The 24,655-nt window shown below is 43.6% G+C and carries 22 protein-coding genes; 12 read left to right on the top strand and 10 right to left on the bottom strand.

The features are described from left to right. Positions 1-13 precede the first annotated feature (13 nt). Positions 14-1,249 (bottom strand): outer membrane protein transport protein, encoded by a 1,236-nt coding sequence (locus J4N40_RS18535; protein WP_138940260.1) that lies wholly within the window; start codon positions 1,247-1,249, stop codon positions 14-16. A 462-nt stretch (positions 1,250-1,711) separates the two neighbouring features. Here J4N40_RS18535 and J4N40_RS18530 point away from each other — a divergent pair, with 462 nt between their 5' ends. Continuing rightward, on the top strand, positions 1,712-2,740 hold the full coding sequence (locus J4N40_RS18530; RefSeq protein WP_240703691.1) for a site-2 protease family protein: 1,029 nt from the start codon (positions 1,712-1,714) through the stop codon (positions 2,738-2,740). 74 nt (positions 2,741-2,814) lie between these two features. Here J4N40_RS18530 and J4N40_RS18525 read toward each other — a convergent pair whose 3' ends face one another. Beyond that, positions 2,815-3,603, bottom strand: coding sequence for a M48 family metallopeptidase (locus J4N40_RS18525; protein ID WP_017634168.1), 789 nt, complete (start codon positions 3,601-3,603; stop codon positions 2,815-2,817). Positions 3,604-3,804: 201 nt separating this feature from the next. Here J4N40_RS18525 and J4N40_RS18520 point away from each other — a divergent pair, with 201 nt between their 5' ends. The 5 genes from J4N40_RS18520 to cutA all read left to right on the top strand — a co-directional run bounded on the left by J4N40_RS18520 (position 3,805) and on the right by cutA (position 6,850). Continuing rightward, complete coding sequence (locus tag J4N40_RS18520; RefSeq protein WP_005376340.1) at positions 3,805-4,239, top strand: hotdog fold thioesterase; 435 nt, start codon at positions 3,805-3,807, stop codon at positions 4,237-4,239. Positions 4,240-4,245: 6 nt separating this feature from the next. Further along, complete coding sequence (locus J4N40_RS18515) at positions 4,246-4,479, top strand: DUF3389 domain-containing protein (RefSeq protein WP_005376338.1); 234 nt, start codon at positions 4,246-4,248, stop codon at positions 4,477-4,479. Between the two features lie 79 nt (positions 4,480-4,558). Then, complete coding sequence (locus J4N40_RS18510) at positions 4,559-6,268, top strand: SgrR family transcriptional regulator (protein ID WP_005376336.1); 1,710 nt, start codon at positions 4,559-4,561, stop codon at positions 6,266-6,268. After that, on the top strand, positions 6,252-6,503 hold the full coding sequence (locus J4N40_RS18505) for a hypothetical protein (protein ID WP_005376334.1): 252 nt from the start codon (positions 6,252-6,254) through the stop codon (positions 6,501-6,503). The genes J4N40_RS18510 and J4N40_RS18505 overlap by 17 nt, the downstream gene beginning before the upstream one ends. 14 nt (positions 6,504-6,517) lie before the next feature. Then, positions 6,518-6,850: a divalent-cation tolerance protein CutA gene (gene cutA / locus J4N40_RS18500; RefSeq protein WP_005376332.1), complete on the top strand. Its 333-nt coding sequence runs from the start codon at positions 6,518-6,520 to the stop codon at positions 6,848-6,850. Here the strand turns inward: cutA and J4N40_RS18495 are convergent. Continuing rightward, positions 6,812-7,408: a DUF2238 domain-containing protein gene (locus tag J4N40_RS18495; RefSeq protein ID WP_005376330.1), complete on the bottom strand. Its 597-nt coding sequence runs from the start codon at positions 7,406-7,408 to the stop codon at positions 6,812-6,814. The two genes, cutA and J4N40_RS18495, sit on opposite strands and share 39 nt — an antisense overlap. 242 nt (positions 7,409-7,650) lie before the next feature. On the opposite strand from J4N40_RS18495, the gene J4N40_RS18490 reads away from it, so the two are divergent. Further along, positions 7,651-8,490 (top strand): isopenicillin N synthase family dioxygenase, encoded by an 840-nt coding sequence (locus J4N40_RS18490; RefSeq protein ID WP_005386285.1) that lies wholly within the window; start codon positions 7,651-7,653, stop codon positions 8,488-8,490. 128 nt (positions 8,491-8,618) lie between these two features. Continuing rightward, positions 8,619-9,239 carry a DNA-J related domain-containing protein gene (locus tag J4N40_RS18485; protein WP_005376328.1) on the top strand — a complete coding sequence of 207 codons (621 nt, stop codon included), beginning with the start codon at positions 8,619-8,621 and terminating at the stop codon, positions 9,237-9,239. 79 nt (positions 9,240-9,318) lie between these two features. Here the strand turns inward: J4N40_RS18485 and J4N40_RS18480 are convergent, their stop codons facing one another. The 4 genes from J4N40_RS18480 to J4N40_RS18465 all read right to left on the bottom strand — a co-directional run bounded on the left by J4N40_RS18480 (position 9,319) and on the right by J4N40_RS18465 (position 15,024). Continuing rightward, positions 9,319-10,974 (bottom strand): ABC-ATPase domain-containing protein, encoded by a 1,656-nt coding sequence (locus tag J4N40_RS18480; RefSeq protein WP_017821933.1) that lies wholly within the window; start codon positions 10,972-10,974, stop codon positions 9,319-9,321. 71 nt (positions 10,975-11,045) lie between these two features. Continuing rightward, positions 11,046-12,959 (bottom strand): bifunctional diguanylate cyclase/phosphodiesterase, encoded by a 1,914-nt coding sequence (locus tag J4N40_RS18475; protein ID WP_047101140.1) that lies wholly within the window; start codon positions 12,957-12,959, stop codon positions 11,046-11,048. Between the two features lie 180 nt (positions 12,960-13,139). Beyond that, the gene (fabV, locus tag J4N40_RS18470; protein WP_250654643.1) at positions 13,140-14,339 is read right to left on the bottom strand and encodes an enoyl-ACP reductase FabV; all 1,200 of its coding nucleotides are present in this window, start codon (positions 14,337-14,339) and stop codon (positions 13,140-13,142) included. An 82-nt stretch (positions 14,340-14,421) separates the two neighbouring features. Then, positions 14,422-15,024: an arylesterase gene (locus J4N40_RS18465; protein WP_250654642.1), complete on the bottom strand. Its 603-nt coding sequence runs from the start codon at positions 15,022-15,024 to the stop codon at positions 14,422-14,424. Here J4N40_RS18465 and J4N40_RS18460 point away from each other — a divergent pair. The 3 genes from J4N40_RS18460 (at position 15,023) to J4N40_RS18450 (ending at position 19,963) form a co-directional block, all read left to right on the top strand. Then, complete coding sequence (locus tag J4N40_RS18460) at positions 15,023-15,715, top strand: ABC transporter ATP-binding protein (RefSeq protein WP_033907076.1); 693 nt, start codon at positions 15,023-15,025, stop codon at positions 15,713-15,715. The genes J4N40_RS18465 and J4N40_RS18460 overlap by 2 nt on opposite strands. Further along, positions 15,715-18,171: an ABC transporter permease gene (locus J4N40_RS18455; RefSeq protein WP_213987619.1), complete on the top strand. Its 2,457-nt coding sequence runs from the start codon at positions 15,715-15,717 to the stop codon at positions 18,169-18,171. Before J4N40_RS18460 ends, J4N40_RS18455 begins: the two co-directional genes overlap by 1 nt. A gap of 352 nt (positions 18,172-18,523) precedes the next feature. Continuing rightward, a complete protein-coding gene (locus J4N40_RS18450; protein ID WP_005376318.1) occupies positions 18,524-19,963 on the top strand; it encodes an FAD-dependent oxidoreductase in 1,440 nt (479 codons plus the stop codon). A gap of 28 nt (positions 19,964-19,991) precedes the next feature. Here the strand turns inward: J4N40_RS18450 and J4N40_RS18445 are convergent, their stop codons facing one another. The 3 genes from J4N40_RS18445 to J4N40_RS18435 are packed head-to-tail and all read right to left on the bottom strand — an operon-like array spanning position 19,992 to position 22,362. Further along, complete coding sequence (locus J4N40_RS18445; protein ID WP_005376316.1) at positions 19,992-20,927, bottom strand: 5-oxoprolinase subunit C family protein; 936 nt, start codon at positions 20,925-20,927, stop codon at positions 19,992-19,994. Beyond that, complete coding sequence (locus J4N40_RS18440; RefSeq protein WP_005376314.1) at positions 20,924-21,607, bottom strand: 5-oxoprolinase subunit B family protein; 684 nt, start codon at positions 21,605-21,607, stop codon at positions 20,924-20,926. The genes J4N40_RS18445 and J4N40_RS18440 overlap by 4 nt, the downstream gene beginning before the upstream one ends. Next, positions 21,607-22,362 (bottom strand): 5-oxoprolinase subunit PxpA, encoded by a 756-nt coding sequence (locus tag J4N40_RS18435; protein ID WP_005376312.1) that lies wholly within the window; start codon positions 22,360-22,362, stop codon positions 21,607-21,609. Before J4N40_RS18435 ends, J4N40_RS18440 begins: the two co-directional genes overlap by 1 nt. A 319-nt stretch (positions 22,363-22,681) precedes the next feature. Between J4N40_RS18435 and J4N40_RS18430 the strand changes: the two genes are divergently transcribed. Further along, positions 22,682-24,640 (top strand): diguanylate cyclase domain-containing protein, encoded by a 1,959-nt coding sequence (locus tag J4N40_RS18430; protein WP_005376310.1) that lies wholly within the window; start codon positions 22,682-22,684, stop codon positions 24,638-24,640. Positions 24,641-24,655 lie beyond the last annotated feature (15 nt).

The raw sequence follows: 24,655 nt of genomic DNA, 5'->3' as shown, positions 1-24,655 counted from the left end.
CTCCGTAATCCCATTATTTGAAGGTGTAGTTCATCTGTACCGCGCTGATGTAAGCAGTACCTTCTGAGTCAAACTTAATCTCTTCACCCAGAGCATTTGTCTCAGTGAAAGAGCCTGATTTACTCTTAACAAGTGCAAAGCCTGCATCGAAAGTTAAATTCTCACTCATTGCGTAAGTTAGGCCCGCGCTGTACCAAAAACGGTCACTGTCAGGGATACTCAATGTCGCTTCACCTGCTTGTTCGTCGTACGCAAAGCCTGCACGGAATGTCCAGTCTGTATTAAGTATGTAAGTTGCACCAATGGAGTAGCGATTGTTGTCTTCATATTTCTCAGGTTTAAAGAAACATACTCCGTCATTACATTCGTTACTGGTCGCTTTTAGTTCTTTAAATGTGCTCCAGTCGGTTTGTTGCCAGCCGTAATGTACAGCCCATTGTTCATTCAGTTGATGGAAAGCCGATAATTCGATAATTGAAGGGAGAGAGATTTTTAAACGGCCATCAACTTTTGGTGATGAAGCTCGACCAGAGTCGTAACTACTAAACTCACCGTCATCAAAATCTAGATCAACCTTAGAGCGGTAGCCAAAGCCAAAACGGTTGTTTTCATTTAGCTCAAATAAAGCGCCGACATTCCAACCCCAAGCGAAAGTTTCACCTTCCATGCCGACAAGGTTATCGGACTTATTACCACCTAAAATACCGGCGAGTGCGCCTTTGTGGCGAGTCAGCTCTGCTTCAGCGTATACTAGGTTGATACCACCACCGACACTGAAAGACTCGTTGATACGGTAAGCGACATTAGGGTTGATGTTTACTGAAAGTAGGGAAGTGTCACCCGCCATATCACCTGCGGAAATATCATTTGGATAGTCAGTGGCAACACCGTATGTTGTGAACATACCGATGCCCCAAGCCCAGTTATCATTGATAGGGCTGATGTAATAACCTGCTGGCACGAGCTGTAAAGGGGCGACATCTTTCGCGTGTTCATTGTTTACAGTGTCGTACACATCGACTTCAGGGTCGATGATAGATAACGCGCCCGAAAATTGAGCTTCTTTGAAAAGTGTCATTGCTGCAGGGTTACGAGCAAGGACGCTGGCATTATCTGCGACAGCCCCTTCACCTGAAAATGCTCGACCAAGACCAGATGCCGAATGTTCAGCTACCTGGAAGCCCGCTGAGTGGGCATTACACGCAAACAATATTGAAATTGTAAGCAGAGAGCAGTGCTTCTTGTTCATCCTTGACCCTCCTAGGGTGTCATAATGCTGGACCGAAGTCCTTGTAATTGTTGTGTGGTACTTACACCAATTGTTAATACGCGAAATACAACGGTGATGTAAATGTAATGTTAATTGTATGTTTAATAACTTGTCAAAGTTTGAGCGTATTTTGCGTTTTAAATATGATGCATAGGTCAAACGATGGCTTGTAAGGGCATGTATTATCGTTATATTTTTGAAGAGAATGGTACGACCAGAATTGTTTTGCGAGCTTTATAGTTAAATAACGATCAAATCAAGAGATAGCTCGCTTTGCTGTTTCTTCACTTCACAGGCATAATTCGCGCTCGCTTTGCTGTTTCTTCACTTCACAGGCATAATTCGCGCTCGCTATGTAGTTATTCAATAGACGCAATAGGAACCGCATTGGAATTACTGAATGTTGAATTTTTAGGTCGTTCGCTAAGGCTCGAAGGATCGATGGCTGGGTGGCAGCAGTTATATTGGGATAATACGTTGGTGTCTCAAATCGATGCCTGTGACAATACCGCAGAGACTTGTCTACACCAGTTTAAGCTCTCTGCGGGTGAGGAAATCCTGAACTGTCATTTAGAGTGTTCTTTAACATGGCAACCGTTTGAATTGAGTTACAAGGTCACAATTAACGGTGAGCTCATCAATGAAGGTTGTCGAAATGAAAAAGACATCGAGCGCCAAGTGCCAGAAGTTACGCCACCATCCGAAAAGCGTTTAAGTGTAATAGGCCTCGTATCTCTTGGGATGAAAGCACTTAAAAGTGCGAAAGTTATTAAAGTGGCGTTAGCGTCTGCAAGTCTCGCTGCATATTCTTGGCTATTTTCCATCGAGTTCGCGCTAGCGTTGATCGCTTGTTTGGTTTTTCATGAATATGGTCACATTAGAGCGATGAAGTATTTTGGAATGAAGACCAAAGGAATCTATTTGATTCCATTCCTAGGTGGTTTGGCGTTAAGTGACGAAAAGATAAACACGCGCTGGCAGGATGTGGTTATCTCAATCATGGGACCATTTTTCGGTTTAGTACTTAGTATTGTTTTTACTTTGCTTTATTGGATGACTGGTGAGGTGATCTTCGCTGGGCTTGCCGTGTTTAACGCCTTGCTAAACCTATTTAATCTGCTGCCTATTTTACCATTAGATGGTGGCCATGTGCTCAAAAGTATTACCTTCTCAATGAATACTTGGGTCGGGTTAGTTGGCAGTATTGCGACCGCTTTATTAGGCATTTTTATCAGTTACTATTTCGGTCTGACGTTGCTAGGGTTTTTATTGTTAATGGGAATGTTGGAAGTGGTGATGGAATGGAGAGCTCGACATCAAAGCCATTTATTGCCATTAACCCGTTATGGGCAGCTATTCTCACTGGCTTGGTACTTGGTCTCTGTCGGAGGTTTTGTTTCTATCATCTGGTATTTTGCCACTCTCGGAGATAGTTTGTTAAGTTTGCCGCTACAGATATTGGGCACTTGATTAGAATCATTAAAAGCTCCCTAGGGAGCTTTTTTATTTGGCAAGCTTAAGTAGTAGACGATAGTAGCAATGAATTAGCCACATCTTGGTGCTTTCGCGTTATACGCAGGCAGCTTATTTATGGTTGCTTGTAAATCTTTAATGCGCGTACTGTGCGATGGGTGGGTTGAGAAGAATTCAGGTGGTTGAGAACCACCTGATGCAGCACTCATATTTTTCCATAAATCGACACTTTGACGTGGGTCGAAACCTGCTTTTGCCATGAATTCCAGCCCGACAATATCAGCCTCAGATTCCTGAGTACGACCGTATGGCAAAATAACACCGTATTGGACACCGACACCAAGTGCCGCCATCGTCATTTGTTGATACTGTTTGTACTCGGAAGCTCCAATGGCAACGTTTGCTAGAGACAACCCGGCATTTGCTAACTGACTTTGTGAAAGACGTTCATTACTGTGGTCAGCGAGGACGTGAGCGACTTCGTGACCAATAACTGTTGCCAACTGATCTTGGTTTTTCGCGACATCTAAAAGCCCGGTATACACGCCGATCTTCCCACCTGGTAGAGCAAACGCATTGACTTGTTCACTATCAAAAACAACGACTTCCCAGTCTTTAAATCCAGATTGAGCGGGAATGGTGTCAGTGATGTGTTTGGCAACGCATTGAACGTAGGCATTCGTTTTGCGATCTTTGCTGATTGGGATATCTTTCTTCATTTGTTCGAAAGATTTAGCGCCAAGCGATGACATTTCCTGATCTGAAAACATCAGGATCTGGTTGCGACCCGTCGGTGATGCGCTACACGCTGTTAAACCCGCGATAGTTAAAAGAGCAGAGGCTTTCATCCATACCTTCATAACAGGCTCCATTTAATTTTTTGTTTTGAAGCAATAGTATATACCCAAATAGTAACATGATGCATGGATCAAGTTATTCATCTGATTAATAAAGAGGGTGAGATGTTACGTCTTGAAGTTATGCCCAAGTAGCGTCTATGCTAGCTTCCTAGCACATCGTTACAACCTAACAAACCAGTTTGTGAAACTAAGAGTAAAACAATGAGTATATGGAAAAAGCCCGTAAGCATAGAGATTCTGAATGCCACGTCAAAAAATACCCTGATCGAGCACCTACAAATTAAATATACAGATTTCACTGACGACTCCCTTACAGCAACCATGCCCGTATGCAGCTTTACTCATCAACCTTTAGGAATGCTTCACGGTGGTGCATCAGTCGTGCTCGCAGAAACATTAGGCTCATTGGCTGCAAACTTCTCTGTCGATGAAGGCAGCTACTGCGTCGGTTTAGATATTAACGCGAACCATGTGCGAGCCATGCGAAGTGGTCATGTGATTGGTACGGCAAAACCGCTTCATCTGGGTATTTCAACGCAAGTGTGGCAAATCGATATCACTGATGAGCGAGGCCGTTTAGTGTGTACCAGTCGCTTGACCATCGCTGTGAAACAACACAAAACAAAGTCGGTATAAACTAAGATGGTGATTGAGTTTTCATTAGGAAAAATCATTGCAACCCAGCGTGAAATAGTGATTAAGCTCTCCGGTAGTGCAATGGTAACCTTGCAAGCGCAAACCGATGCAATTCAGTTGCTGGGTAGAGGAGCGAACGTTGTTTTATCTCATGGAGCAGAGTGCAAATGGTCTATCAAGCTGGACAACGAGGAACAACTGGCTGAACTTTCGCGAGAAATTGGTATCGATATTCAATAATCTATAGTGTGATGTTTGCACTTTTTGGTAAAAATGAGGAAACTTAGCTTATCGACAACAAGATAAGAATTTCCTCTTTATGAGTAGCCCTCGTTTACGTGTTCAGTTCGAAACACTGTTTGAAAAATTTTCCGGTCACGATACGGACGTTCAGCTCGAAGACATCACCGAAGCGTTGTTTTGTACACGTCGTAATGCTCGTATTGTTCTAAATAAACTTGAAGAAGAGGGCTGGATTGAGTGGCATCCGGCAGCGGGTCGAGGAAAGCTTTCGAAACTCGTTTTTAAACGTAATCGAAGCGACGTCAGCGAAAACCTCGCCAGGCGTTATCTCGATGAAGGGAAAATCGGTCAGGCTCTAGATGCGCTTGATAACGATGCGGCACGATTGACGCAGGTTATCCAAGGTTATCTAGGGCTTCAACATCGACAGGGCGAGCAGGTCGTGCGTTTGCCTTATTATCGACCATTGTCGATGTTAAACCCGCAGAAACCGATGCGGCGTTCTGAACAGCACATCGCCAGACAAATTTTTAGCGGACTCACTCGCCTTGATGAAAATGAACAACTTCAACCAGATTTAGCCCACACGTGGGAAGCAATTTCTGATACACATTGGCGTTTTTATCTTCGTCGTGGAGTACGCTTTCATAACGGTGAACCGTTAACAACTAGTTGTGTTCTTGAAAGTGTGCTTGCGTTAAATAGCTTGAACTTGTTTTCTCACATAAAGCGGGTGTCTTCACCACAAGAGTGGACCGTTGATATTGAGCTCGTCCGTCCTGATCGCTACCTTCCTCTGGCTCTGAGTGAGTCGCAAGCAAAAATTTTGCTACCGAGTGCTTTGCGTTCTGAAAGCTTCGATAGACAACCGATAGGGACAGGGCCGTTCCAAGTTAAAATGAATGATGATAAGCGTCTTATTTTGACTGCTTTTGATGGCTACTTTGGTTTTCGCCCTTTACTTGACCAAGTGGAGGTGTGGGTAATCGATGAAGCCTATTCTTCAATGGTTTATCCAAGCCTGTCAAAGCCGAAGATGGATAAACAAGGTTCATCCGATGAAGTCGAGCTGGACCCTGGCTGTACATTCCTATTACTAAACAAAAACACCGGAATTGCAAAAGATCCACGTTGGGCAGAGTTCCTCTCGCAAACCCTCAACAGTCACCAGATTTACGCGCATGTTCCACAAGATAAAGTGATGGAACTGGGAGTATTGCAAGCCTTTGGCCTTAAGCCCGGTTGGATTGATCTCAGGCCAGCGGAAGCGGGCAGCGTACCACAGGCTAATAAGGTAATTTCCGTAGCGTATCAGAAAAAGCATCCGATGTTTCCAGTAGTTGCCAAGGCCATCAAGACACTCTTAAAACCGCACGGTATAGAGGTTGAGTTTATTCGTTATGATTCTCAACCGCCCGCGCCTGGGGAAGTGGATATCTGGGTGAAAGCTATGGGCATTGCAACGAACCGAAATGACGCGTTGGCGGGCTGGCTCCTGGATTACAGTGATATTGAGAAGTTCAGTTCAGGTTACGATTTTAGTGAATGGGCTAAACTTGTCGATCAATGGCGTGCCGGCATGCACACAGACTTTCCTGCGCGTGAGCTAGGACGACAGTTAGTAAAAAGCTGTCAGGTGATTCCTATGTTTCACTGCTGGCTAGGCGTGAATAAAGACCACAGCGGTGCGTTACAAAATGCAAAGTGTAATGCCTTAGGTTGGTTTGATTTTAATAATGTATGGGTCAAACCGGATATAGAAAGTAACCATGGCGAAACCGAATAAAAAACAACCGACGAAAACCGTCGATATCTTTTGCTCTAAATGTAAAACTCAACTATTTAAGTACCGTAAAGGCGGGAAAGGCGCACTGGTTAAATGCTTCAAAGAGCGCATTGTTGACGATTTCACACAAACCCCATGTATTTGCCCCGCTTGCGGACAAGAGTTTGCAAGAGATACTTTAGTAAGAGGAACCCCCGCTTACAAAATGATTGGCGGCAAAGTGACGATGAAATAATAAAGGGCTAGAAAATGAGTATGAAACATGACTATTGCATGGTTTTAAGTACAACCAGTAATGAAAAAAATCGAGATCAGATCATTAAAGGTTTGCTAGATGCTCAATTAGCCGCGTGTATTCAAACGATGCCTATTGAAAGTCACTATGTGTGGAAAGGGGAGATTTGTACTGACAACGAATGGTTGCTGGTGATCAAAACTCGTCGAGAACTTTATGAATTGGTGGAAGAGAAAATAGAAAACCTGCACGAATACGAGGTCGCTCAAATCGTACAGGTTCCAATTGTTGATGGGTTTAACCCTTATTTAGAATGGTTGAGAGAATCGACGTTGAGCCGACATTAAGAATAACGACAACACTGCACCAACGGTATCGCACAACATATCTTTCTGGGCGTCCCATATGTCACCTTGCGAGCCCAGAAAGGCAATTCCCTCATCGCCACCAGCCAACTCCGCATACCACCATTCGATAATCTCATAGCCAGCAGCAAGTGACATGATAGCAAACAAAGCAAACCAGCAAGAGAACGCTTTGTTGAACCGTTTTTTGTTTATCAAGTATTCAGCGATCGGATATGCGTAAAGGCCAATTGAAAAGTGCGCAACGCGATCAAAATTATTTCGCTCTGAACCAATCATGTCGTTAAACCAGTCAAACGGCACTTCGGAGAACGTATATTTCGCACCGATAGTGTGCAAACAGAGCCAGATGAACATTAAAAAGTAAGCCGTATTACTGAACTGATAGCGAATCGAAATCGCCCAAATAGCAACAAGAATACCAATCGCCGGGATAATCTCCGCAAACCAAACTGCGCGTGAGTTAGGTTCCAACGCAGAAAATAAAAACACGATGGCATAAAAAATCGTTAATCCTAAGAGTGTCGAGGTGCTTTTCATAGAGTTATTTGATCCTTCAATTTATCTTACAGTGGGACTCCATAGATTGTGTTAATGATTGCACTTAATTGAACGGTGTGCAATTGATATTTTAATGGGTTTTTTGATCACTGAAAATGTTGATTTATTGGCAAACTGCTCAACATTAAAACGTTTGCGCGTGCACTTTTCATTAAAGTTTGATTTACAACATGCCCATCCATAGAATCCATGATTCAGTCTAATAAAAAAGAAGTAAAGCCATGAAACTGGAAACTGTCGATTATCTTGCTGACGATGCTGCTCAACAGTTCGTTACCTCTCTACGCGAAACGGGGTTCGGTGTGTTGAAAAACCACCCGATTCCACAAGAGCTTGTAGAGTCAATTTACAAAAACTGGCATGAGTTTTTCTGTTCAGAACAAAAGAATGATTTTCACTTTAACGTAGACACCCAAGATGGCTACTTCCCACCTTCTGTGTCTGAAGTGGCGAAAGGGCACAAAGTGAAAGACATCAAAGAGTACTTTCATGTTTACCCTTGGGGTCAGATCCCAGAGCAGCTTAAAGCTGAAATCTTAGAGTACTACGAGCGTGCCAATGCGTTTGCTCAAGAGCTATTAGGCTGGGTTGAAGCGTACGCACCTAAGGACGTTCAAGAGAAGTTCTCTATCGCGTTGTCAGAAATGATCAATAACAGTGACAAAACATTACTACGCGTGCTTCACTACCCACCGATGACAGGCGAAGAAGAGCCAGGCGCTATTCGTGCTGCTGCGCATGAAGACATTAACCTGTTAACGGTTTTGCCTGCTGCTAATGAACCTGGACTGCAAGTAAAGAGTAAAGAGGGTGATTGGATCGATGTACCATGTGACTTCGGGAACTTAATCATCAACATTGGTGATATGCTTCAAGAAGCGTCAGGTGGTTATTTCCCTTCAACGACTCACCGTGTAATCAACCCTACGGGTGGCCGTCAAGAAAAGTCACGTATCTCATTACCGTTGTTCCTGCATCCAAAGCCGGAAGTGGTGTTATCTGAGCGCTACACTGCACATAGCTACCTTATGGAACGTTTACGTGAGCTAGGGGTTATTTAACCTTTACGTGATCTCCTTACAAAGGCCGATGGTGAATGACTATCGGCCTTTTTGCATTTATGCTACAAAGTGGAAACTATGTTTTTTGTGCCGTGAATGGGGCCCTAAACTCGTGTCAGAGAGGATGAATGGAAGGACAACGTACTGTCAATAGTATTGAGCCTCATGCAATAGAAAATCCGCTGCTTTGGCCAATGTTAGAAATTCTGAGAAAACAGCCCTCTAATTGGAAAGTGCACACCTTGGCAAGCTCGTTGGGTGAACAAGGTTATATTTCAAAGCTGGACGACTCTCCCGATAAGGATTTATTCAAAAGAAACTTCCTGATCATGAATGCATTATATCAACTGCAAGACACTCTGTATCCGGATAGCTGGCTTCAAGTCGAAGCCATGGATATTCAGCTCATGTCTTCGATGGAAGCTTTGAGGCATAAGATCGATATTCATGATCCTTTGCGTGAGTATTACTTAGATTGGCGCAATTACGAAGCGGACGAAGATGAAGTGCGTCGACTGTTGAATGAATTTTGGACAACTTATCAAAAGTTCATCGGTGGTTCGTCAGTAGCCAGCGTAGATAAGACAAAGGCACTGTCACTATTTGAACTTAACACTGACGCTACGCCTGCGGAAATTAGAAAACAATGGCGAAAACTCGCGCTTCGTTGGCATCCTGATCGAGAAAATGGCGATGCAGAAAGATTTAGAGTTCTTTGTGAAGCGTGGAATGTACTGAGAAACGAATGATTCGCTAAGAATAAAGATAAAGGAAGGCAGCTAACTATAGCTGCCTTTTGATTGAACTGTCTCTGTCAGCGTATCAAAACTAGCATGATGACTTAAACTGAGATTTTCGCATGCGGTTGAGGGCAGCCATAACGTCTAGTGTGCGTGGTTTGGCTAAGTCGCCTTGTTTAGGAAGAGCGGCATGCCACTCACCAGACAGCATTTCTTCAATCTCCTTCGCCGGATGATTACACCAACCTGGAAGTTGAGCAATTTGGAACCATAACCAGCCAATTGTGTTGACTTCATCGGCTGACTCTATCTGTTCCAAAGCGCTAAGATCAGTAAACTCTTTACCAAATCGAAGTGACTCTTTGCCTTTCGCATTCACACGGAACTTGCCGTCAGTCAGAATATTCATCAACGCAACGCGGTTCAGTGCTCGAGGTGGGAAGGTCTGTAAACGTTCTTCTGACTCGTTATGGCGTTGAGTAGGGTGCTGAGCGATAACTTCTTTCGCTTTTTCAGTCACATCAACGGCTTGGTAGTCGTGCATTTGAATGACGGTATCGGCAACGTCTAAGTAGTCGCCCGACCCACCCATAACGATAATGGTAGAGATATCAAGATCATCTCGTAATTGACCAATGCGGTCGACGAGAGGAGTAATTGGCTCATCACCTTTTGCCACCAATGCCTGCATACGCTCATCTCTAATCATGAAGTTGGTAGCAGAAGTATCTTCATCAATCAATAATGTGCTTGCACCCGCTTCAATAGACTCTTGAAGCCAAGCGGCTTGCGACGTTGAGCCTGATGCGTCTTGAGTAGAAAAGTCCGCCGTATCTTTACCCATCGGTAAATGGTTGATGTAGTTTGACAGGTTCAAGTGGTGTACGCATCGGCCATCTTCGGCACGAATCTTCATAGCCTTGTTATCGGCAACAATGTATTCGCGACCATCTCCTGGAATATGATCGTAAATTGAACGCTCTATTGCATTTAATAAGGTAGATTTACCGTGGAAGCCACCACCTACAATCAGTGTGATACCTTTTGGAATTCCTAATCCTGTGACATGGCCCTTGTTTGGCGCATGTAAAGTGACTTGTAGAGATTCAGGGGCTTTAAACTCAACGGCTTCTTTCATTGGAAGGTCGCAATTACCTGCAATTCGAGGAAGAATACTGCCGTTTGCGACAAACGCGACTAAGTTATTGGCCTCTAACTGTTCTCGTAGGGCATCTTGGTCTTCAACAACTTGGCAGTGCTTAATTAAAGCGGCTTTGTCGAGTTCACGCTCTAAAGTTGCTCGACGGATAAACTTAGGCAGGTGGAAAGTCAGTATATTGTTGGCTTTTTTCCCCAATACTGAACGACCTTCGGCTGGTAAGTTAACTCGAAAACGCAGTTCAATACCTTCTTCAGTAAACAACACCGCGGTGCTATCCAGTACAGTTTGGCCTGTCAGTGAAATTGATACTGAGTTTTCTTGTTTAGCAAACTGTTCAAAACTACGCGCAATAAAATCACGTGCAGCTCTTTGAAATGCAGGAGACTCGTCTCTTAGCCACTCAAGACCAGTCAAAGACCATGCGCGAGTCGCACGAAAACGTGACGCCGATGCATAAGGGTCACCCTGTACATGATCGATAAACAAAGTGAAATCAGTGAAGTCGTATTGACCTTTGATTTGCTGATAAGCTCGGTAGTTCTGCTTTTCAATTTTCTTAAGCGTGGCAGTCAACTGATCCATGAAGATATTGGCCTTTTAATAGAAGCGGGCGGCGATTATAGAAACCACCGCCCTCATAGTAAAGAGAATGCTTAGGAAGAGTAGGCGTATTGCCCGCCAGAAAGGCGCTGATTAAACAAACTTTGCTCAAATTCATTACAAGGCATAGGTTTACCATAAAGAAAACCTTGTCCGATATCACAACCCTCACCAATAAGAAACTGCTCTTGTTGGTGGGATTCAATGCCCTCGATCACTACTTGGAGTTCCAGTTTTTTTGCAATGTGTATGATTGAACAAATGATCTCGCGATCATCATCTGACTTTTCCATTTGCTGGACGAAGCTTTTATCAATTTTGATGGCATCAAACGGATATTTCTTTAAATAGCTGAATGAGGCATATCCTGTACCAAAATCATCAAGTGACAATGTCACACCTAGTTTGTGCAACTTATTTAACGTTGTGCGTGCTACTATTTCATCAGCAATTAGAGCGCTCTCGGTTACTTCGAGTTCGAGAAAGTGTGCTGGCAAATGGAAAGTGTCGAGTAGGTGTTGCACTTGTTCTGCAAAATTTACGTTTTGTAATTGAATGGGAGAAACGTTGACGGCAATTTTGAAGTTATCGATTAACTCAGACCATTGTTTCGCTTTGTCTATCGCGGTACGCAGAACAAAAGAGCCAACTTCAAAGATAAGCCCGTTTTGTTCGGCCATATGTATCAATGCTTCGTTGGAAACGTCGCCAAGTATTGGATGTCTCCAGCGAAGCAAGGCTTCTGCGCCAATCCATTTACGTGTTTTGGAGTCTACTTGAGGTTGAAAGTACAACACTAAATCGTCGTTACGCACCGCTTGTAAAAGGTAACTTTCCAGTTCATTGTGACTATTGAGATCCGCCGAATGATTTTCTCTAAAATAACTAAAAGGTTCGCCGGATTCTTTACATAGAAGCATCGCGTAACATGCATGTTGAAGGATACGCTTAGCATTGCTGCAATCTTTGTAAGCTTGAACTATACCGATATACGTGTGCAAATGTATTTCTGTTTTGTTGAAGACAAATCCATCTACGCTAATTTTAGTGATATCATCTAATAGTTGATTTAACCGAGCTTCAATATCCTCTCCCCAAATCAATAAAACCATGTCATTCGAACTTGGTCTACCAGTGATAAATCCGCTAGCACCGTGTCTGGTTAATCTGGAGTGAAATTCTTTTAAAATGTTGTCAAAGACCTCGAACCCGTGCCTGGTCTGAATACTGCGAGCGTTACTAAAACCAATGTTGATGACCACAAGCGATTGCTGATCACTATCAAGGGACTGTAAGGTGTATTGGACAATGTTCTCAAGTGCAGAACGATTTAGAAATCCAGTTCCCTGATCATGTGTTTTTTGGTAGCTCACTTGTTTTTCCGCGGCTTTACGGCGATCAATCTCTTGTGTTAAGGAGTAACTTAACTGGGCTAAATCCGTGGTACGATTTTCAATTCGACTCTTTAGCTCGGTGTTAAGTCGCTGAAGTTTATGTTGTTGGTACACAACTGAAAGCTGTGCTTCGATTGAATCTTTGAAAGTTTCAAGCAACTGACGGTAACTATCGTTGTACTCGTTTCTCTCAGAGTCAAGCATACAGATTGTTCCAAATGTCTCCCCATTTGGCCAGAATAGCGGTAAGCCGCAATAAGAAATCATGCCTAGTTTGATGTCTGGGTTATTTTGCCATTCTTCATCTTCAAGCGCATTGGGGATTACAAGCTCGCCTTTCTGTTCTATAACTTGCTCGCAATACAAACCGTTACCAAGCTGCTCTGCATCGCCAGTACGATAAGGATTACCTAGAGTTTCGCTAGATGTATTTACTTCTATGCGATCCGGATGGATACGCATAATTAATGTGGTGGGTACGTGTGTTATTTGAGCCAGTAAGTTGACGATTTCTTGCCAACTTCTTCGCATAGACTCAGGGATTTCGTAGTCTAATGTTTGCAATCTCCCCATATAGGTCATCCTTTACGTGGTTTCACTTCCTGTGAATTAAAAATGCAGACTGCTCTATTTTGTTCTCGCTTTTTAATTAAGTATAGGGTGGCTAGGGCTCGAAACAAAAAAAAGTCCTGAAAAGTGTTCAGGACTAGGAATAGTTGTCACATATCTCATCCTTGAAACAGATAACAAGCATCAAGGCTTAAGCGACATTAACGATTCAATAGAAATGTCTTGCGAATAGTCGACATCCTCAAAGTTAAAGCCATTGAGCTTCATAAACTCATCTTTAAAACCTTGGTAATCACCAATCTCTTTAAAGTTATCAGCATTCATTTGTTCTAAAAGAGCGTGGACTTCTTGTTGAACTTGCGGTTCAAGTTCCAAGTCATCTATTCGAATCAAGCGTTCACCGTCAACTGGCACTTTCTCTTGATCGTATAACTTCGTAGTAAACAGCCGCTGCATTTGTTCAATACAGCGTTCGTGAGTACCTTTTTCCTTCATCACTCGATAAAGCGCTAACAGGTAGGGACTTAGCGCAGGGATGAATACACTGGCTTTCGTCACCAACGCCTTACACACGGTTGCGTAAGCACCGCCGTCAAAGTTGGCGAGTTTGAGGTTTAATGAATGACTGGTTTGGTGTAAATCGATTTTCGCTCGACCTAACGTACCATCGAGATAAATTGGGTGCGTAATGTCAGGGCCCATGTAAGAAAAGGCGATGGTTTTGCAGCCGTTTGCAATAGAGTCGTTATTGATGAGTGTGTCAATCCAGCTTTCCCAGTCTTCGCCGCCCATTACTTTAATGGTGGCGTTGGCTTCTTCTTCTGTTGCTGGCGTTAAGGTGGTTTCTATCCACTTATCGTTCTCCAGCATGATAGAAGCGCCAGTGACAGGCTCACCAATCGGTTTAATGACACTGCGCCAAAACTCATCAGATTTAGGTTTAGGTCGAACACCGGTTGCCAAGCTATAGATGACTAAGTCAACTTCACCCTCAAAGTACGTTTCAATGGCTTCAATCACTTGATTGCGCACCGAACCAGAGAATGCATCACCAACAATATTTATTGCGGTATGCCTGGCTTGATTTGCTTCTTGCTTAAAAAAGACGTTGTTATACCAACCCGCACTCCCAACCCCTTTCTCTGAAGGGCCACGCTCAAATGAGACGCCAATGGTATCGGCGTTAGCGCCACCGAACGTTAGGGCGATTCGGGCCGCTAGGCCGAAACCAGAGGAGGCACCAATAATCAAAACCCGTTTTGGGCCTTTTTTGATCTGTGGGGCGCGTTTTACGTATTCAATTTGCTCTTTAATAGATGCATGACACCCTTTGGGGTGCGCAGAGCGAGCAACAACACCTTGAATTAACGGTTCTATTCGCATGTTGTTATCTATCCTCGATGAGTGGAATTGAAAATAGATTAACGTAAAGTTACGTAAAACTTATTGAGCTAGACCATTAAAATTAGAGATGTTTAATTAATTCTTGAGCAACGAAACCTGCGATCCAAGGTTGTGCATCTGGTTTTGGGTGAAGGCCATCATCCATCATCCATTCTGGTTTGGTGACAACATGCTCTAAGAAGAATGGCATCAAGGCAACTTGTTGATGCTGTGCAAGCTTAGGGTAGATATCGTAAAACATATCGCTATAGCGCTTACCATAATTAGGTGGAACCCGAATTTGCATCATGACAACGTCCGCACCAGAATCTTTTATCATGGTAATCATTTTTGAAAGATTCGACATAATAAGTTTAGGAGGGAAACCTCTTAGGCCATCGTTGGCACCTAACTCAATAAGTACCATGTCAGGGCTATGCTGAGTTAGCAACTGAGGTAACCGTGCTAAGCCATTGCCAGTGGTATCGCCAGAAATACTGGCATTAATAACTGTTACATCTTGACCATGTTCTGACAACGCATCAGGGAGTAAGCTAGGCCAACTCTCTTCGATCGGCATCTGATAGCCTGCACTCAAGCTATCACCCAAGACAAGTAGCTTTTCGCTCGCATGTGCAGTAGCGGAAAAACAAAAAAATAGAACTAAGGAAAGTATACGAATCATGCAAACACCTGTACTTAATGCACCTATTGTTCAAGCCAATTTGGTTTCTAAACAAGTCTCTACTAATCAAGAACAATTAACAATCCTCAAAGACGTAAATGTTGACATCCGAAAAGGAGAAAAAATCGCCATCGTCGGAACTTCCGGTGCAGGTAAGTCAACATTGATGACGTTGCTAGCTGGTCTTGATACTCCGACATCAGGCGAAATTACTTTATTAGGTCATGAATTATCAAAACTGGATGATGAAGCACGTGCGAAAGTTCGGGCTGACTCTTTAGGTTTCGTTTTCCAAAGTTTCTTGTTAATCCCGAGTTTGAGTGCATTACGTAATGTCACGCTTCCTTGTCTTTTACGTGGTGAAGCCGAAGATGAAGCAAGAGCAGCGGAATTATTAGCTTCTGTTGGATTGGAAAAACGTGTCGACCATCTACCAAGCCAGTTATCTGGTGGTGAACAACAGCGAGTTGCACTAGCGCGCGCATTTATGACACAACCTGAACTGTTGTTCGCAGACGAACCTACCGGTAATCTTGACCATCAAACCGCAGACAAAGTGATTGAGCTGCTATTCGATCTTAATGAACAGCACGGGACAACTCTGATTTTAGTAACACACGATGGTCATCTAGCAAGCCGATGTGACCGTATTTATCGTATGGAGGCGGGTGAGCTTAAGGAGGAGATGTAATGTCTGCAGTATCATCAAGTGAAGCAACATCCACAGAGCAAAACAGTACAACACAGCACTCGTCGAATAAAAGCTTGATACGCTGGAGTTTCGGCGAAATAAGGCAGGGGAATCTTTGGCCTATTAGCGTTGCTCTTATTCTCGTGATTGCGAGTATCTTTGCGCTTTCTGCATTAGCAGAACGAATGGAGCAGGTGATCGTCAAGCAGGGGAAGGACGCATTAACGGCAGATGCGGTGTTTGTGTCTGCTAATCCCATTCCGGACACGTTGTTAGCCTCGACTGAAAGCCTTGAACGTTCGACGATGACACGCTTTGCCACTATGGCATTTAGCGATAATGGTATGCAGCTTATTTCTGTAAGGGCGGTGGATGATAATTACCCTTTAATGGGAGAGCTCGTTCTTGAAAATAATCCAGCCGGTCGCGTTAAAGAGAACCAACTCTGGCTTGATGAGCGGATTATGACTCAACTAAGCGTAAAGCCAGGTGACAGTGTCACGATAGGCGATGCCGAGTTTACTGTATCAGGCGCAGTATTGATGGAACCAGGCTTGAGCTTTAATCCATTTCAGCAAATGCCTTCTGCATACATTCATCAAAGTGACGTAGATAAAACAGGAGCAATTCAAGTTGGGAGTCGAGTTCAATACCGTCTATTTTTACAAGCCGATGATAAAACACTAAAGAGCTTACAAGATGATACGCAGCTTTCTCCGAGCGATCGCTGGCGCACGCAAGATACTGCCAGTCGTAGTAATGAGGTTTTTGAACGCACGACGCAGTATCTGTCGTTGACAGTAGCAATTGTCATCATTATGGCGGCGACAACATTGGTTCTTACTTGTCAAAATTACGTGAACAGCCGGACACAAACTATCGCGATGTTGAAAAGTCTTGGTGCGAGCCGCCGATGGATTGAAAAGTGGTTATTTATTCAAGTCACAATCCTTCTCATTAGTGCCAGTGTCGTCGGTCTATTGTTAGGGAGCGGGCTAGAATATTTATTACGCATTCCACTCAAAGACTTATTACCCGAGCCACTCCCTAGTTACGGCGTCACACCATTTTTGGTGGCATTTATCTCAGCAGTCTTGATTACGGTGCCTGCTCTCGGTATACCATTGTTAGGCTTGATTAAAACTCCCGCGTTAGAAGTGCTACAGCAGGGTAAAGCGCAACGTTCTTGGAAGCGAATGTTACTTGTTCTAGTTCCCGTTGTTCCACTGCTTTTACTGTATGCAGATAACACCTTAGTTTGGATCGTGCTCACTGGTATAGCGGTACAGTTTGTGGTACTCGCAGCAGTTAGCGTCACACTCACAAAGCTGTTTGCACGTGTGTCAACCCATCCTGCAATGAAGCTTGCGTTGAGTCGTATCAACCGGACGCCAGTAACCAGCGGCCTACAGTTTGGTGCTTTGGCATTATCTTTGATGTTGCTGTCTATCATTTGGCTTGTGCGCAGCGATATTCTCGCGGATTGGGAGAGAACCTTACCTGCAGACGCGCCAAATGTGTTCGCTTTGAACATTGGTGATTATGAGCTCGATAACTACCTAGAAACCCTAGATAAAAATGGAGTTACGCGGTCACAAGCTTATCCAATAATTCGTGGACGACTAACAGAGATTAACGGTCAAAACGTCAAAGAGATTGATTACGAAGGAGAAGGTTCTGACGCGATACGTCGAGAGCTAAACCTGACATGGGGAGATACCCTACCAGAATATAATGATGTGCTTTCGGGTGAATGGACAAACAAAGGGAGTGTATCTGTAGAAGCGGATGTAGCAAATGACTTAGGCATAAAACTCGGTGATACGCTGCGCTTTGTAATAAACAGCCAGAATTACGATGCAGTAGTAGATACCATCCGTTATGTCGAATGGCGTGACATGAAGCCTAACTTTTATTTTATTTTCTCATCTGACGTGATGGCTAATTTACCTGGTTCTTACCTCATCAGTTATAGGATTGAAGAAGGAAATGAAGCGTTGTTGACGTCAATGTCACGTGCTCACCCAACGGTCTCTGTTTTAGATATCCGAACTATGGGCGAGAAAATTCAGGCTTTGATTCAGCAAATCGTATCAGCAATCACCATCCTTGCTCTTTTAGGCGTTGTTGCTGGTCTGCTGCTCATCTTTACGCTACTGAGGTTAAGCTTGTCCCAACGCCAACAAGAGATTCGTTTGTATCGCACATTAGGTTCAAGTAAGAAACGGATCAACACAACCCTGTGGGCCGAATACGGAATTATGGCGTTGATTGCTAGTGGTGTTGCGGTATTTGCTGCGGAAGTTTGTGTGGCCGCAGTCATGACATATGGATTCGATCTCAATGCACAAATTCACCCCGAATTGTGGATAGCTTTACCGCTTGTAACATTTGTTACGTTGGCACTTGTAGTGATGAGTTTGTTGAAAAGATTGTTAACGCCAGTAAACACTTAATCGCAGAGAGTGTTATCAAGTTTGGAACACTCCATGACACTTTTATTTTAGTTATCCACAAAAACAGTGGATAACTTTTGGGATAACTAAATGGGGTAAAAAGTGGGGTGTTTCTGCAGGCTTTGCGCCATGGGTCTTACAGTGAAATTCTTATTCACATAGACACAAAAAAGTGTCTTCTTAACCATGTCGTCAAGTACTTTTTCGCAAATTTTTTCTACTTTAATGCACTTTACAGGCGCTGTTGGATATTTCGCAAACCCATGAACTTTTTGTGATTTTAATCAAGTTCAAACACGAGTAGAATCCACCGTTAGTAAAGAATTTTCCTTATAAAATTTTTAGTGAAGCAATGAAGTCTGAGTTTCCAAGTTATAAAGATAAGCATATCGCTGTTGTTGGTGGCGGTGTAGCAGGTGCAACAGCAGCAATTCATTTTGCGGAGCTGGGTTTTAAAGTTTCCGTAATAGAGAAGGGCGTATCACTAGTAAATGGTCCACCCATTTGTCATTTGCATGCTGGTGGTAATTTATATCGAGAGATTTCCGAGCAACAATGCTTAGACTTGTTAGCACAATCTATTGATACTGTTCGCCTGTATCCGCTTTCACTGAATATTCGTCCGACAATCATCGCGGTTCCTCATTCCGATGGTGGAGACCCATCCACACTAATTCCGCGATTAGAGGTTGTGAAAAGTGCTTATCAGACGCTCGTTGATAAAGATGAGAGTAATAAAGTGCTCGGCGAACCAAGCGAATACTACAAACTGTATTCAAAAGCGGAGCTAGAAGCTCTCGCGCAACGTACTCAACCAAGTCATCCTACAAACTTCGATGAGTGGTGTATTCCTTTTGCTCAACATGCTGATCTTGAAGCGCTAAAGTATCCTGTTGTCGCAGTTCAAGAATATGGTTGGAGTGTTTTTCGCCTCGCCGCAATTGCCAACTTAACACTAGATACGCTTCCTAATGCTTCAGTCTTCACACAAGCAACGTTCAAGCAAGCCGATTGGATGGGGGAACACTGGCAACTTGGCTATGAACGTGAAGGTATCGATTACCTTATGACATGCGACTACTTGGTTAACGCGTGTGGCTTTGAAACAGGTTCAATTGACAACACAGTTGGTGCCAAGCGTGACAGGTTGGTGGAGTTTAAAGCCGCTTACGTTACGAGGTGGGCAGACTGTCAACAACAATGGCCAGAAGTTATTTTTCATGGCCCGCGTGGAACCGATAAAGGAATGGCTCAATTGACGCCTTATGGCGATGGTTACTTTCAACTTCATGGTATGACAAAAGGAATCACGCTGTTTGAAGATGGTTTAGTGGAGAGCACGAACTCATCTGCTCAACCTGAACTGCCTATGCCTTTACTCTCGAAGATCCGTAACGGCTGGAGAGAAGAAGTGTTAGAAGAGCGAACGAACAACGCCATCAAACACATGGCGCAGTTTATTCCCGACTATCACTCTGCTGTAAAAGGAGGAAAAGCATTATTTGGCGCTCAGCAAATTCCCGGAACAGATCCAGTACTCAGAGCGGCAGATGTGACTTTTGAAGATAACCACTACGCGAGAATAGAGGTGGTAAAAGCGTCATCGACACTACTCGCAGCGCAAAAAATGCTTCAATTCTGGTTTGACATCGATCCTAACCAAAATGTGGAAACACAGCATCCGGTCGCTGTAAAGTGGTCTGAACAAGAGGTCGAGCAGTACGCGATTAAACTCACTCAAGAGCGAGGCTATCCACAAGCTTTAGCAGTGCGTTATGGTATGCCTGCATAATCGGCTGTGTTTGGGCTCAGTGGTTGTATTAATACCCAAAAAACTGAGCCCATTGGCACCATACTTCTTGCAAGCCTAGTCTATCTCCTTTCACAAAATTGACTTTTTGTCCGGGTTTCGCCTGTGCCAGTCTAGGTAAGTCAATACGAGCTACGCAGCCAAATTTAGGATACCCGCCAATAGTCTGGTGATCGTTGAGCAGCACAATAGGGTTACCATCGCTAGGTACTTGAATTGAACCTAATGCAATTCCCTCTGATAGGACGCCTTCGTAAGGTGGACGAATGTTATTGCCCTCAAGACGGTAGCCCATGCGATTCGAATTGGGGGAGATGATGAATGCTTTGTTGTAAAATGCTTGGCGAGCGTCTTCATCAAAGTCCTCGTTCTGATAGCCTTCAATCACTCTCAACTTAATGGGTAAGTTGTAATCTGGCTTAAAGCGAAACGTCATTTGCCTTGGTTTACGTTTCGGTAAGTTATGAGGGACAAAGGGAAGAATATCGCCAGCTTTCAAAGCGCCACCATTTGAATCATAACCACCTAGAGATTCTCGCAAGACGGTCGATGCGCTTCCTAAGTGCTGAGCAACATTGAACCCACCTTTAACCGCTAGGTAGGAGCGAAGTCCATTCCTTGCGACTCCGAACTGAAGCTTCTGTCCTTTTTTCAACGTAAAGTCAGACCAATTTGAAATAGGTTCACCATCTATTTTTGCATTTAAATCACCGCCACATATAGCAAGGTGGCAGTTATGCAATGCAATAAAACAAGCGTTACCCAGAGTAATTTCAATCGCAACGCAATTGACTACGTTACCAAGCAAATGGTTGGCCCAACTGTAAGCATAGTCGTCGACCGGGCCACCTTGAGTCACACCGACATGCGCTAAGCCAAAACGACCAAAGTCTTGAACTAAAGAGAGCGGTCCTGGCTTTTCCACCAGTAATCCACCGTAACTCATAGTACGCCTCCTAAATCGATAAACTCTTGTTTTGAAATAGCATTAAAGGTGACCTTGTCACCCACTTCAAACGGTATAAAAGGAGGAGAGTCGGAGAAGAGCGCAAGCGGGCTTTTACCAATAATGTTCCATCCGCCAGGACTATCTGATGGATAGACGGCCGTTTTAGAGTCTGCGATTCCTACACTTCCGGCCGGCACTTGAGTTCTTGGTGTGGCAAGCCTTGCCATGTGCAATTGAGTATCAACGTCAGAGAGAAATGCAAAGCCTGGAGCAAAGCCAATTGCAGAAACCGCGTACTCGGTTTTCGTATGCAGGGTAATAAGATCGTCTAATGACAGACCTCGCTTTTTAAAACGAGATAGATCTAACGCGGTTTCTTCAGAGTAATATACAGGGATAGTAATGTGATTCGGCTGGGAAAGCTTAAGTGATTGAGTATCAAACTGGCTCACGATTTGTTGCAGCTCATTGGCTAAGTTCTTTTCGTTGATTCGAAAAGGTAAGTAATCAATGAGAATAGTTTGATAGGAGGGGACAACGTTCATAACAATTGAAGCGAAAGTTTCTCTTATGCTGCGAGCAAGCTCTCCGACTGCATTTTCAGAAATACTCTCATCAAACTTAATGAAAATACTGCACTCGGAGATCAAAGAGATATTAAATTTCTCTTTATGCATTAATTTCCTCCAGCGTATAGGCTTTGGCGGATCTTTTGGATCAGCGCGATCGACTCTTCATTGTCACCATGAACACAAATTGTGTCGGCTTCCAATAATATGTAACCGCCTGAAGCGGTTTTGACACGCCCAGAGTCAGCTAAGGTCCGGACTTGCTCAAGTATCGCGTGCTCGCTTTTTAACACGGCATTGGGCTGTGTTCTAGGAGTCAGTAAGCCGTCATCTTGGTACAAACGATCTGCAAATGCTTCAAATAGCAAGGGAACATCATAATCGTCTGCGATTTCTAAGTATTTTTCGTTTTCCTGTGAAGCTAGGATCATTAACGGTACTTTGAACAGTGCTGCCGCCTTTACTACCGCTCTAAATATCGCATCACTTTTCATCATGTCGTTGTATAGAGCGCCATGAGGCTTTATGTAACTGATGTCTGTGTATTGCGCCCGGCATAATGCTTGTAAAGCACCAACCTGATATATAACCATGTTCGTAATTTCATCACCCGTCATGCTTATGCTTCGTCTGCCAAAGCCTTGTAGGTCGGCGTAACCTGGGTGTGCGCCAATATCAACATCGTTGTCATTCGCTAGGGTGATGGTGTCGTGCATGACATTAGGGTCGGAGGCATGAAAACCACACGCGATGTTCGCCATATCAACATGGGGCATCACGTCTTCATCTGCGCCCATATTCCAAGAGCCAAAGCTCTCGCCCATATCACAGTTCAATGTAAGTTGCTGTTTATTCAATGCCATACGTTTTATTTCTACACAAGCAATGGGTTTACGATGCAGGAAAATGCATCTAGGTTCAGTGACTCACTTCATTCTTCTATCATGAAAACGAAGCTTTTTGAGCAGATAGCTGACGAAAAAGATCACGTTAGTCCATAAAGATGTTGCCGTTATTTGAGTTGATCCGAATTTTAAGGTATTTCGTTTCTTTTCCATCCAATTTTTGAGAATTTAAGGTTATTTTGCATTAGCATCGTGTTAATCTTGTCGCCCTTCATGGGTGATAGATTGCATAATGGTTCTTCTGTCATTTTTGTGGTTGTCTGCGACAGGAATATATATGTCATTACGAGCGAAGCTTATTTGGCCTCTTCTGGTCTTTTTAACGGCTATCTTTGTTATCTCAAAAGGTTACACCTCGTATACTGTATACCAATCGTCTAAGCATGAACTGGTCGAGCAGACAAGAAAGTTGATTAACAACGTTTCTTTCTCAATTAAAGATGCGCTGACGACAAAGGACAAGCAAAAAGCTCAAACTATTCTCGCCAACTTTTTAAACCAGCCAAATGTAACTCGGGTCAAACTTTATGACCAAGATGACCAACCATTCGCTGTTATGGAGATAAGTGGGGCACTGGCACCCGTTCCAAGTCAAACCGAAAGAAGTAGGTTGCACGCTCTAGGCTATGCCTTATCAACCAAATTTCTTTATGTTCTAGAGCCGATTATCCATGATGGCTATGTCATTGGTAGCATTAGAGTTACGCTTTCTCATCGCCCAATTGTAGAAGCCATACAATCTTTACTTCAAGATGGCGCTTTACTTCTTCTGTTTCTGATCGCTGGTGGCACTGTTTTTTACATAAGTATCGAGAGGCTTGTTCTCAGGCCCGTGATGGAACTCAACCGCGTAATAGAGAATGTGACACACGGACGAAACACGGAAAATCAAGCTCGCTATTACGCCAAGGATGAAATTGGAGACCTCGCGCGCTCTTTCAATCAAATGATGAATAGGTTAACAGTACGTGAGAAGCAGCGGCAACATTCGCTAGACACACTAGAACAAAAGCGCGCATTTTCAGAAGAGGTTATCGAATCTGTTCAGCATGCATTAGTTATTACCGACAATTCCGGACGTGTTATTCATTGTAATACGGCGACCCAGCAAATATTTCAAAAAAAATTAGATGAACTTAAATATGCCAATATTCGTGATCTAATTAAAACCAAAACACCGAATGAGCTGAGTCAGATCCTGAGTCGAGGCCTAGAGTGCGATGATATTCACCTCAAAAATGCAGATAACGAACAGCAGTTGAGCCTAACCAGTCGTCGCCTCTCGACACATGAATACTTACTGTTTTCGATTCAAGATATCACCGAAATTGAAGAAGCCATAAACCGGCAACGTGTTGCGGGACGCGTTTTTGAAAGCAGCCAAGATGGTCTCATTGTTCTTAATCATCGCGGTGTCATTACGATGGCAAACCCTGCCGTCACTAAATTAGTCGGCTTAGAGGTGGATCAGCTTATTGGGAAGTCATTCATCCAAACGCTAAAGTGGCGCAAGTTACAGGAAATGATGCCTAGTATCATCGAGTCGATAGAAAATTATGGCGTTTGGCAAGGTGAAGTTATCGAGAAGAACCATATTGGTCAGTTTGTACCGATGTTTGCTCGAGTCAATCGTATCGTTAAGTGTGAAGACTATGGTTTCTATGATCTGGTTATTGTTCTTACCGACCTTTCCGGCGCAAAAGAGATGGAACGATTGGAGCATTTAGCTCATCACGATGCTTTAACGGGGTTAGCCAATCGATCTAAGTTCCATTTAGAGTTGGAACAACTAGTACAACGCTCTGGATACTTGCGTGACGAATTTGCAGTTTTGTACCTCGATCTGGATGGATTTAAAGAAGTTAACGATACCTACGGTCATGATGCAGGTGATGAAGTTTTGAAAAAAGTTTCCGAGCGTCTAACATCTGCGACGAGACATAGTGATTTAATCGCAAGACTTTCTGGTGATGAATTTGTCATGTTGGTAAATCCCGCCAATCAAAAAGTGGTCACCCGAATAGCAGAACAGTTGCTCGAGAGCATATGTGCTCCAATTGAGTACAAAGGTCACTTACTCAAAGTTGGCGTTAGTATCGGCGTAAAATTAGTCGGCGTAAATGAGCGCGATGCTACTCGAGTTTTAAAAAGTGCGGATACGGCAATGTATCAAGCAAAGAAAGCCGGAAAAGGCCAAGCAATATTAATGGGATGCGAATTACAAGAGACAGTTTAAATCGTAACGTCAAAG

The sequence above is a fragment of the Vibrio sp. SCSIO 43097 genome (assembly GCF_023650755.1).
Classification (GTDB): domain Bacteria; phylum Pseudomonadota; class Gammaproteobacteria; order Enterobacterales; family Vibrionaceae; genus Vibrio; species Vibrio alginolyticus.
Note: the sequence above shows the minus strand (reverse complement) of the source record. Positions and strands in the feature narration are given on the sequence as shown.

Coding starts and splice junctions, on each gene's coding strand:
- J4N40_RS18535 (WP_138940260.1), bottom strand. CDS start 1,249: ATGAACAAGAAGCACTGCTCTCTGCTTACAATTTCAATATTGTTTGCG.
- J4N40_RS18530 (WP_240703691.1), top strand. CDS start 1,712: ATGGCTGGGTGGCAGCAGTTATATTGGGATAATACGTTGGTGTCTCAA.
- J4N40_RS18525 (WP_017634168.1), bottom strand. CDS start 3,603: ATGAAGGTATGGATGAAAGCCTCTGCTCTTTTAACTATCGCGGGTTTA.
- J4N40_RS18520 (WP_005376340.1), top strand. CDS start 3,805: ATGAGTATATGGAAAAAGCCCGTAAGCATAGAGATTCTGAATGCCACG.
- J4N40_RS18515 (WP_005376338.1), top strand. CDS start 4,246: ATGGTGATTGAGTTTTCATTAGGAAAAATCATTGCAACCCAGCGTGAA.
- J4N40_RS18510 (WP_005376336.1), top strand. CDS start 4,559: ATGAGTAGCCCTCGTTTACGTGTTCAGTTCGAAACACTGTTTGAAAAA.
- J4N40_RS18505 (WP_005376334.1), top strand. CDS start 6,252: ATGGCGAAACCGAATAAAAAACAACCGACGAAAACCGTCGATATCTTT.
- cutA (WP_005376332.1), top strand. CDS start 6,518: ATGAGTATGAAACATGACTATTGCATGGTTTTAAGTACAACCAGTAAT.
- J4N40_RS18495 (WP_005376330.1), bottom strand. CDS start 7,408: ATGAAAAGCACCTCGACACTCTTAGGATTAACGATTTTTTATGCCATC.
- J4N40_RS18490 (WP_005386285.1), top strand. CDS start 7,651: ATGAAACTGGAAACTGTCGATTATCTTGCTGACGATGCTGCTCAACAG.
- J4N40_RS18485 (WP_005376328.1), top strand. CDS start 8,619: ATGGAAGGACAACGTACTGTCAATAGTATTGAGCCTCATGCAATAGAA.
- J4N40_RS18480 (WP_017821933.1), bottom strand. CDS start 10,974: ATGGATCAGTTGACTGCCACGCTTAAGAAAATTGAAAAGCAGAACTAC.
- J4N40_RS18475 (WP_047101140.1), bottom strand. CDS start 12,959: ATGGGGAGATTGCAAACATTAGACTACGAAATCCCTGAGTCTATGCGA.
- fabV (WP_250654643.1), bottom strand. CDS start 14,339: ATGCGAATAGAACCGTTAATTCAAGGTGTTGTTGCTCGCTCTGCGCAC.
- J4N40_RS18460 (WP_033907076.1), top strand. CDS start 15,023: ATGCAAACACCTGTACTTAATGCACCTATTGTTCAAGCCAATTTGGTT.
- J4N40_RS18465 (WP_250654642.1), bottom strand. CDS start 15,024: ATGATTCGTATACTTTCCTTAGTTCTATTTTTTTGTTTTTCCGCTACT.
- J4N40_RS18455 (WP_213987619.1), top strand. CDS start 15,715: ATGTCTGCAGTATCATCAAGTGAAGCAACATCCACAGAGCAAAACAGT.
- J4N40_RS18450 (WP_005376318.1), top strand. CDS start 18,524: ATGAAGTCTGAGTTTCCAAGTTATAAAGATAAGCATATCGCTGTTGTT.
- J4N40_RS18445 (WP_005376316.1), bottom strand. CDS start 20,927: ATGAGTTACGGTGGATTACTGGTGGAAAAGCCAGGACCGCTCTCTTTA.
- J4N40_RS18440 (WP_005376314.1), bottom strand. CDS start 21,607: ATGCATAAAGAGAAATTTAATATCTCTTTGATCTCCGAGTGCAGTATT.
- J4N40_RS18435 (WP_005376312.1), bottom strand. CDS start 22,362: ATGGCATTGAATAAACAGCAACTTACATTGAACTGTGATATGGGCGAG.
- J4N40_RS18430 (WP_005376310.1), top strand. CDS start 22,682: ATGTCATTACGAGCGAAGCTTATTTGGCCTCTTCTGGTCTTTTTAACG.